We start from the raw sequence: 2,672 nt of genomic DNA, 5'->3' as shown, positions 1-2,672 counted from the left end.
ACTTTTGATGGTCAACTTACGACGGTGCCGACGCAATATGCTGAACAGCACTTCCAGAATCGGGTAGGCACAGGCCAGCAAGCTGGCCCAAGGCGATATGCCAGGGTTGCGCATGGGCAACAACACGGCAATCCAGCCCAAGCAAAAACCTATCAGGTAGGCACCACCATCGCCCAAAAAAATCTTGCCCAAGGGAAAATTGACCAGCCAAAACCCGGCAATTACGCTGACCAGCACCATACAGACCACCATCAAAGTGGGGTCACCCACCCGATGAGCGCAAACCCCCAGTGCCGCTAAGCAGATCATGACCACACCGGCGGCCAAGCCGTTGAAGCCATCAATGATGTTGACGGCGTTGGCCACGCCGCCAATGGCAAAAGCTGTGAACAACACGGAAACAGGCATCCACGTCAACAGCGCATCCAAGCCCCAAACATTGACCCGATCCAGGCTGATCCCGGTGAACCACCAAGCCAAGATGCCGCTGGCAATGGTGGCCAACAGCCGTTCGCGCACCCCCACCTTTTTAGTCAAATCCTCGACAAAACCAAATACAAATGCCGGCAAGCTGGCCCACAACATCGGCATCAGCACAGCCTTCACATCGGCAGACAAGAACCAGCTGCTGGTGAACAGCCCCAGCACAATCGCAATGCCCGCCACCCTAGGCGTGGGGTGCGTGTGGAATTTCTGTACGCCGTGGCTACCGTCTATCGACCAGCGGGCGTGCCAGCGCTGTGTCAGCACCAGTGCCACACACCCCAGACAAGTGACCAAAGCACCGACCAGCAGCGCATCGTAAGGGAACGTCAAAAAAAGCTCCTTGGGGCTGGCCTCAAGCCTTGTACCCATTGGGATTGGTGGACTGCCAGCGCCAAGCATCGCGCATCATATCTGACAGGCCGCGCTGGGCTTTCCAACCCAATTCACATTCCGCCCTAGTAGGATCGGCGTAGCAAGTGGCGATATCACCGGGACGACGAGATACCACACGGTACGGCACCAACCGGCCGCCGACGGCTTCAAAAGCGCGAATCATAGCCAAAACACTGTGTCCGTGACCAGTACCCAAGTTCCACACGTGGGCACCCGTGCGGGTTTGCAAAGCCTCAAGAGCGCGTAAATACCGCCAGATGCAGAGGAATCGCTGCCACATTGTTTATTATTTCAATCGTTGCCAAAAAACTGACCGAGCTTGCTGAAGTTCTTCATCACCAGCGCACTGCACGCCGGAAGCAGCCCGAAGTCGGAGCGTCGTAGTGCGTCGTAGTCCTCCCGGGTCTTACGGATGATGTTCTTCAGCGATCGGTTGCTAGCGCCACCGATACGCATTTTGACCAGCACCTCAGACAGATGCACTGCCTTGAAGCCCGTCTGGGTAAACAGTTGCAGCACACTGAAATAGTCAGCGGCGATACGGTAGTTGATATCGAAGCCGCCGATGCACTGATACCACTCGCGGCGCACGTACAGTGTGGGGTGCGGCGGCATCCAACCCCGGCGTAGGATGCGCGACTCAAACGGACAGGAGGCCCAATGCCGTACTACCTGCGAAGTGTCTTCCTTGCGCACGTACTGCAGATCTCCGTACACGGCGCAGACCGACGAATCTTCGAACGCACGTGCTACCTTGGCCAACACATCAGCGTGCGCATAGAGGTCATCAGCATGCAGAAAACCCACCACATCGCCACTGGCACGGGCGATACCCTTGTTGAGCGCGTCGTAGATGCCCTTGTCAGGCTCACTAACCAACGTGCCGATTTGCTGGCTGTACTTTTGCAACAGCGCCACAGTGCCGTCCTTACTGCCGCCATCGATCACCACATGCTCGCGGTTCGGCCAGCTTTGCTCAGCCACCGACTGCAGGCAGCTTTCAATCGTACCAACGCAATTCCAAGTAGCAGTAACGATCGAGATTAGAGGTTGTTTTGGTGGATAGCTGTAATTCACAATATCGTCTTAAAAATTATTAAATTTAATATTTAATATTTCAACTATCGCGTACAGCTGCATAGACCTTGCACGTCTCGGCAAAAGTACGATCCCACGAGAACAAGGCGGCGCGCTGTAGCCCAAGCTGGCGGTAATGCTCACGATAGCCCGACTGATTGAGCCGATTGATAGCCTCCCGCAGAGCTTCGGGACTGGCATCTGGCAACAACTGGGCAGCATCGCCAGCCACCTCTGGAATCGACGAACTGTTCATGGCCACCACTGGGCAGCCTGCTCGCATCGCTTCCAGCACAGGAATACCAAAACCTTCATAGGCGCTCGGATAGGCAAGACAGAACGCATTGTTGTAAAACTGGTTGAGTTGCGCATCTGATACACCCATGTGATGCACAAAGCGATCCCCAAGCTGGCGCTGCACCAGTTCCGACTCCTGAGAGGTTAACGCTCCGCCACCAATGCAGACCAGATCCAAATCACGCAAAACCGCCATCGCCTGCACCAGCGGCATAAAATTCTTGTATGCGCTGCGCGCGCCGACAAACAGCACATAAGGCCGTACTGCGCCCATGCTGACTGCCCCCGGCACCAACGGATGAAAGGCACTGCTCACACCGTTAAGTTGGGCACAATAAGTTTTTTCAAAAGTCGAGTTGGTATTTTTCGCCAAAGTTATCAAATACATGCTTGATGTCGCGTTCCAGCGCTTCCTTGGT

Annotated in this window: 3 protein-coding genes; all 3 read right to left on the bottom strand. The window is 55.2% G+C overall.

Features of this window, described 5'->3' with window-relative positions; all coding sequences use genetic code 11:
* Positions 1–816 (bottom strand): MraY family glycosyltransferase (locus tag CON76_RS12475; RefSeq protein ID WP_205758243.1); only part of this gene is annotated, 816 nt, incomplete at its 3' end.
* A 354-nt stretch (positions 817–1,170) separates the two neighbouring features.
* Positions 1,171–1,956, bottom strand: coding sequence for a glycosyltransferase family 2 protein (locus CON76_RS12470; RefSeq protein WP_240592861.1), 786 nt, complete (start codon positions 1,954–1,956; stop codon positions 1,171–1,173).
* A 40-nt stretch (positions 1,957–1,996) separates the two neighbouring features.
* Positions 1,997–2,672, bottom strand: a 676-nt coding sequence (locus tag CON76_RS12465; protein ID WP_145995466.1) for a glycosyltransferase family 4 protein, incomplete at its 5' end; no start/stop codon positions are given.

This window comes from Macromonas bipunctata (assembly GCF_002837135.1).
GTDB classification, from domain to species: Bacteria; Pseudomonadota; Gammaproteobacteria; order Burkholderiales; family Burkholderiaceae_C; genus Macromonas_A; species Macromonas_A bipunctata.
The sequence above is the reverse complement of the archived record's forward strand: the minus strand, read 5'-3'. Positions and strand labels throughout refer to the sequence as shown.